General features: G+C 56.4%; 1 protein-coding gene. It reads left to right on the plus strand.

What is annotated here, in order from left to right:
- Positions 1-180 (plus strand): prolipoprotein diacylglyceryl transferase family protein (locus tag ACTHS3_RS18325; protein WP_440368848.1); only part of this gene is annotated, 180 nt, incomplete at its 5' end.
- Positions 181-250: the final 70 nt, after the last annotated feature.

Consider the following 250-nt stretch of genomic DNA (forward strand, 5'->3'; position numbering starts at 1 on the left):
TCCCTCTTCCTCGGCGGCTACGGCTTCTTCCGCTTCATCGCCGAATACGCCCGCCAGCCCGACGACTATCTCGGCCTGCTCACCTTGGGCTTGTCGATGGGACAATGGTTGAGCGTGCCGATGATTGTTTTGGGCGCCATCGGCTTCGTTTGGTTCGGTAAGAAAAACCGCCTGAACTGATACCCAAAGGTCGTCTGAAAACCCAAACGGGACGCGATAACCAGCGTTCCGTTATCACGTCAGCTATTCC

It is taken from the genome of Neisseria sp. P0009.S007 (genome assembly GCF_051962515.1).